General features: G+C 61.2%; 6 protein-coding genes. 4 read left to right on the top strand and 2 right to left on the bottom strand.

Annotated elements, in window-relative coordinates:
* Positions 1–241: 241 nt before the first annotated feature.
* Entirely contained in the window at positions 242–811 is a 570-nt protein-coding gene (locus ENJ19_07185; protein HHM05511.1) for a hypothetical protein, read from the bottom strand.
* Positions 812–940: 129 nt separating this feature from the next.
* On the opposite strand from ENJ19_07185, the gene ENJ19_07180 reads away from it, so the two are divergent.
* Positions 941–2209, top strand: coding sequence for a LysM peptidoglycan-binding domain-containing protein (locus ENJ19_07180; protein ID HHM05510.1), 1269 nt, complete (start codon positions 941–943; stop codon positions 2207–2209).
* 106 nt (positions 2210–2315) lie between these two features.
* On the opposite strand, the gene ENJ19_07175 is transcribed toward ENJ19_07180, so the two are convergent.
* Positions 2316–2636 carry a hypothetical protein gene (locus tag ENJ19_07175; protein ID HHM05509.1) on the bottom strand — a complete coding sequence of 107 codons (321 nt, stop codon included), beginning with the start codon at positions 2634–2636 and terminating at the stop codon, positions 2316–2318.
* A gap of 344 nt (positions 2637–2980) precedes the next feature.
* Between ENJ19_07175 and ENJ19_07170 the strand changes: the two genes are divergently transcribed.
* From ENJ19_07170 to ENJ19_07160, 3 genes are all read left to right on the top strand, one after another.
* Positions 2981–3688: a PEP-CTERM sorting domain-containing protein gene (locus ENJ19_07170; GenBank protein ID HHM05508.1), complete on the top strand. Its 708-nt coding sequence runs from the start codon at positions 2981–2983 to the stop codon at positions 3686–3688.
* A 98-nt stretch (positions 3689–3786) separates the two neighbouring features.
* Positions 3787–4332 carry a TRAP transporter small permease subunit gene (locus ENJ19_07165; GenBank protein ID HHM05507.1) on the top strand — a complete coding sequence of 182 codons (546 nt, stop codon included), beginning with the start codon at positions 3787–3789 and terminating at the stop codon, positions 4330–4332.
* A 6-nt stretch (positions 4333–4338) separates the two neighbouring features.
* Positions 4339–5661 (top strand): TRAP transporter large permease subunit, encoded by a 1323-nt coding sequence (locus tag ENJ19_07160; protein ID HHM05506.1) that lies wholly within the window; start codon positions 4339–4341, stop codon positions 5659–5661.
* Positions 5662–5725 lie beyond the last annotated feature (64 nt).

The following is a 5725-nucleotide window of genomic DNA, read 5'->3' as shown; positions in this document are numbered from 1 at the left end:
TAACCCTTACTTTATGCAACAAAAAGAGGCCTGTTTCTATAGGGGTGGTGAGATATCCGGGCTAGCCCGCATTTCTCCCCCCCCTTCTACTGTGACGGTCCAATGGCACGCCCTGGCTGGCTTTCGCTCGGTCGGAGTGCTCGACATAGTGTCAGCTATGCCTGCGCGCTCCTCGGTCGCGAAAGCCACCCATGCCACACCCTTGCTCCGTCTCGCTACGAACGGTGGTGAGAAATGCGGGCTAGCGGATATAGACCCGGGTGCCCACACTCACCCAGTGCGCCAGTTCGTCTACCTGCTCGTTGGTCAAAGCAATGCAGCCCTGGGTCCAGTTGGCCAGCTGGTGGACCTTGCGGTTGCCGCTGCCGAGGCCGTGAATCCCGATATAGCCGCCCAGCACGGTGTTTTGCGGCGGGATCGCACCCCGGAACAGTGCCTGGCGTATGGCGTAGTAGGTGTCAAAGTCGATGAGTTTGTGACGGAAGGCGTACTCGGCGTGTTCATGATTGGGATAGTCCAGGCCGAAAAACAGATGATAGCGGCTGTCTTTGTTGACCCAGGCGATGCGGAACTGTCCCAGCGGTGTTCTGCCGTCTCCCTTGCGCCGCTCCGGTGCAAAGCCGCCCCGGCCCAGGGAGATGTTGTGAAACAGGCGCTTGATCTTGCCGTTTTGAACAACGGCCAGTGTGAGTTTGTGGGTGTCGATTTCTATCCACGGCCGCGCCTCCGTACTGGCCTGCAGGGGTGCCGCGAGGCACAAGCACTGAAGCAACACGCCAATGGCCGATATATAGCGCATGGTCACAAACATCCCACAAGCCCTGAAGGCATGGATTATTGTAACTTTGTAGCGTCACACGGGCACAGAACTTGACTATTGAACACAATAGCGCATATTAACCACCACGGACGAACTTCAGCCGTCTCAGACAGGAACAGCATGAGACATTTTAGCCGGGCCGGATTCATACGTTGCTTGCAGGTGCTGCCTGTTGCCTTCCTGTTGCTGGTGGCCGATCCTGCCACGGCGGCCACCTTTCCCTGGCCGGCCAAAGGCGACCAGCTTGTCGGTCGTCTGGGCACCGCCGTGGTGGCTGCCGGTGAGACCCTGCTGGACATTGCCCGCCGCCATGATCTCGGTCTGGAAGAAATCGTCGCCGCCAACCCCGGCGTGGATCCCTGGCTGCCGCCGGTGGGCACGCGGGTGGTGTTGCCCACCGAATATGTGCTGCCCCCTGCACCATGGGAAGGTATCATTGTCAATCTGCCCGAGTTGCGACTGTACTACTTCCCGCCGCCCGCCAAAGACGGCAGCCGGGTGGTGAAAACCTATCCCCTGGGAATCGGTTCCGAGGGTCGGGCCATTCCTGCCACGGTTACAAAAATCGTCGAGAAAAAAGTGGATCCCGCCTGGACGGTGCCTGCCTCCATCCTGGCCGAGCACGCAGCCGAAGGCATGCCCCTGTCCAAGGTGGTGCCACCGGGACCGGACAATCCGCTGGGCCGTTACGCCATGCGCCTGGGCTTGACCAGTTATCTGATTCACGGCACCAACCGGCCCTTCAGCGTGGGCATGCGTATCAGCCATGGCTGCCTGCGCATGTATCCGGAAAACATTGCAGAGCTGTTTCCCGATGTCCCCGTGGGCACCAAGGTGCACATTCTGAACCAGCCTTATAAAGCAGGCTGGCGCGACGGCGTGTTGTACCTGGAGGCGCATGCCCCCCTGGCGGAGGGCGGGCTTGAATCCCGCCAGAATTTCACGCCCATTGTAACGGCCGTCATCGCCGTCAGCGATCAGGCGATTGGTGACGCGGCCTGGGAAGAAGCCATGCGGGCAGTCAAGCAGGTCAGTGGTCTGCCCGTGCCGATCACTGCCCGCAAACCTTCCCCGCCACGACCGGCCGCGCAGCCGGCCGAAAGATGGCTGGTGCAGGTGGGCGCTTTCGAGGATGCTGCCGGCGTTGCCCGCATGACTGAGACAGTCCGCCGGCTGGGTTTGCCGGTGGTGACCCGTGCCACGGTCAAACGGGGGCTGTGCCGGGTCATGAGCGGTCCCTATGCCGGTTGGGATGCCGCCATAAGCGTGAGCCGGCGTCTGCGGCGCGCCACCGGCACGCCCGGGATTTTGGTGGCGGGTGAGCTGTTGGAATATGCCAAGGCCTGTGCCGCCACAGACAATCTCGTCTTAAACGACCAAGTGCCGTGAACGCGCACTGAAGGGGCGGGTGGGAACTAAAAGAAAAACCGGACGAACAGTTTACACTCATCCGTCCGGATTTGGACGTGCTGAACGAACTTCCTGAGTTCGCCCGCTACTTGCTCATCGCCTTTTTGAACATGCGGTCCGCTTTTTCGTTGGCGGCTTCGGCGGCGGACATGGCGTCGTTCGCTTCGCGTTGCACTTTCAGTGCAATGTCCTTCGCAGCAGCGGCATCGGCTTTTGCCTGCGCGGCGGCGCTGGCGGCGGCATCAGCGCTGCTTTGCGCATCGGCGGCCATCCGTTTGGCCTCGTCAGCCGTACGTTGCGCTCGGTCAATGGATTCTTGCAGCTCCTTCACGTTGACGCTGGGAGCGCAGCCACCCACCAACAAAGCGGCCAAGGGCAAAGCAAGAAGGGCGGTCCTTGATAGCATTTTTCGTATCCTCTCGGTTAGTCAGGTCCTGAGAAACGTTCAAGCTTGGCCGTATAGATGCACGGCTTGAGGCCGCATTATATGTGTTTTGGCGCTCAACGCGAATGCTTTGGCGCCGAGATTGTAAAAACTCCCCCGCTGATCGTCCCTGGCAATCCGCAGACAATGTGCTAAACCTAATTGAGCGGCACGGAAAACGAGTGTTTGTCTCAACTATTCCAGGTTCAGTCAGGGAGGATTGCGTGATGGGTAAAACAGATGTGCCTACCGGGAGGGTGACCATGGAGCGGCGGCTGTTCCCGCGCCCTGTTTGTCTCGTCCTGCTCGGGTTCTTGCCTGGCGTCATGGTGTCTTTTCCGGCCGGCGCCACCCCTTTGTTTACTGAAAGCTTTGAAGCGGCGCCGCACTACACCGTGCAAAACGGTGGCAGCAGTGGCAGCGGGAGTTTTTTCAGCGTGCTGTCCGGTGGTGGCCTGGATTTGGGTTATATCCCCGGCGGCATCGATGGCAGCGCCTATTTTGGGGGGCGCGACCTGGATGGTTTTCCCTCTTCCGGTCCGCCATGGCAGATCAGCTTCGATCCGGTGGATATCACGGGCATTGATGACGTCCAGGTGTCACTGGATTTGTCCGCTTTGAATGCTCCGGTGTTCGAAGACGACGACGTGTTGTCTCTGCAGTACCGTATTTTGAGCGGTCCTTTCAGTGGCCCCGCGATTGTTCTGGATACCTTTACCGGGGCGGCCGCCGGTGGTTTTCTGGAAAACGCCGGCACCGCCCTGAGCGAGGTCTTTGCAAGCTTTGACTATCACATCGCCAATCCCACAGACACCTCAAAATCCCTGCTGCTGGAGCTGGTGGTCACCGGCTTCGACGGCCTGGACGAGGCTTTCGCCCTGGACCGGGTGCTTGTCAGCGATGCCGGCAGTGCCGGTGGCGGCGCTGGTACTGGCTCTGTGCCCGAGCCGGGGGCACTGGCTTTGCTGGCCGGTGGTCTGCTGGCCTTGCGTCTTGCGCCTGCGCGAAAAGCCCGCCAGACTGATCCTGCCTGACTCTTCGCGCGGTGCTGCATCCCGTGGCACCGCGCGGTACAATGCGCCGGTCTCATTCACAATAACAAGCCGGCGTCGCCATCAGATCAAGTCCCACCATGATGCGTTTATCCGCTTTCGCCGTGCGCACGGCGCGTGCCATCGAGATGCTCAGCGAATGGAGCGGCCGCCTGAGCGCCTGGCTGGTGCTGGCCATGGTGCTGCTGGTGTGTTACGACGTGGCCATGCGCTACTTGTTTCAGGCCGGTTCCGTGGCCTTGCAGGAACTGGAATGGCATCTTTTTGCCCTGATTTTCCTGCTGGGCGCCGCCTATACCTTGAAGCACGACGGTCACGTGCGGGTGGATGTGTTGTATCAAAGCCGCTGGCTGGGTCCTCGCGGCCGTGCCTGGGTGGATTTGCTGGGCAGCCTTCTGTTCCTGTTGCCGTTTTGTACGCTGGTGATCGCCGACAGCGTTCCCTTTGTGGAAAATGCCTATGTCATTGGCGAAACCTCCCCGGACCCCGGTGGCCTCAGCCACCGCTGGCTGCTCAAGGCCGCCATTCCGCTGGGTTTTGTTCTGTTGGCCTTGCAGGGCCTGGCGCTGGCGCTGCGCAGCGCCCAAACGTTGTTTTTCCCGCCTGGCGGGCCGGAGCGTCGTTAAATGATCGTGGAAGCCTGGGCGCTGGTGATGTTCGCCGTGGCCGTGGGCGCCCTGATGATCGGCTTTCCCGTGGCCTTCACCCTGGGGGCGGTGGCGTTGTTGTTCGGCGGCATTTTCCTGGGGCTGGATTTTTTCGAACTGCTGCCCCTTCGGGTCTGGGGCATCATGACCAATTTCACCTTGCTGGCGGTGCCGCTGTTCGTGTTCATGGGGGTGGTGCTGGAGAAATCCGGCATCGCTGAAGAGCTGCTGCGCACCATGGGGCGCCTGTTCGGCCGGGTGCGGGGGGGGCTGGCGGTGTCCATCGTGGTGGTGGGGGCGCTGCTGGCGGCCACCACCGGCGTGGTGGGGGCCACTGTGGTCACCATGGGAGTGATCGCCCTGCCCGCCCTGCTCAAGCACGGTTACCACACCCCGCTGGCCACCGGCACCATTGCCTCGGCCGGCACCCTGGGGCAGATCATTCCCCCCAGCATTATTTTGATTCTGCTGGGCGATGTCATCGGTGTGCCGGTGGGGCAGCTGTTCATGGCGGCGGTGGTGCCCGGTTTGCTGCTGATCACCCTGTTCATCCTTTATATTTTGATCATCGCCTGGCAGCGCCCGGCGGTGGCACCGCCAGTGACGGTACCTGCCGGCGCCGGGGACGGGCGGCTGGCCACGGCCGTGTTGAGAAGTCTGATCCCGCCGTTGCTGTTGGTGGTGGGTGTGCTGGGCGCCATTTTCTTCGGTATTGCCTCGCCTACGGAGTCCGCCGCGGTGGGGGCCCTGGGTGGCTTGGTGCTGGCCGGCCTGCGCGGCCGCCTGGCAGTGGGCAAACTCCAGGACGCCTGCCGCGAAACCTTGCGCATGACCAGCATGGTTTTTCTCATCCTCATCGGCGCCACGGCCTTCGGTTTGGTGTTCCGGGGCATGGGGGGGGACTTGCTGGTGGAGGATCTGATGCTGGCCCTGCCGGGAGGGCAGTGGACTTTCCTGGTTATCAGCATGGCGCTGATTTTTTTTCTGGGTTTCTTTCTTGATTTTCTGGAAATCTGCTTTATCGTGGTGCCCATTCTGGCGCCCATCGCCGAGGTGCTGGGCATCGACCTGTTGTGGTTCGCAGTGCTCATTGCCATGAACCTGCAAACCTCTTTCCTCACCCCGCCTTTCGGTTTTTCGTTGTTTTATCTCAAGGCCGCCGCGCCGTCTGAGGTGCGTATCACCCAGATCTACCGCGGTGTCATCCCCTTCGTGCTGTTACAACTGCTGACCCTGGCTTTGCTGGTTGTTTTTCCGGGCCTGGCCACCGGTTTCCCGGCATGGATGGATGCCCTGCAGGGTTTGTAGACAGGGTGCGTTCAGGGTGGATCGGCGGGAAGCAGCGCGCGCGCGGTGCGCTCTATCCAGTCCC

This window comes from Gammaproteobacteria bacterium, from assembly GCA_011375345.1.
In the GTDB taxonomy this organism is placed as follows: Bacteria; Pseudomonadota; Gammaproteobacteria; order DRLM01; family DRLM01; genus DRLM01.
This window is presented reverse-complemented; position numbering and strand designations above follow the sequence as displayed.

Coding starts and splice junctions, on each gene's coding strand:
- ENJ19_07185 (HHM05511.1), bottom strand. CDS start 811: ATGTTTGTGACCATGCGCTATATATCGGCCATTGGCGTGTTGCTTCAG.
- ENJ19_07180 (HHM05510.1), top strand. CDS start 941: ATGAGACATTTTAGCCGGGCCGGATTCATACGTTGCTTGCAGGTGCTG.
- ENJ19_07175 (HHM05509.1), bottom strand. CDS start 2,636: ATGCTATCAAGGACCGCCCTTCTTGCTTTGCCCTTGGCCGCTTTGTTG.
- ENJ19_07170 (HHM05508.1), top strand. CDS start 2,981: ATGGTGTCTTTTCCGGCCGGCGCCACCCCTTTGTTTACTGAAAGCTTT.
- ENJ19_07165 (HHM05507.1), top strand. CDS start 3,787: ATGATGCGTTTATCCGCTTTCGCCGTGCGCACGGCGCGTGCCATCGAG.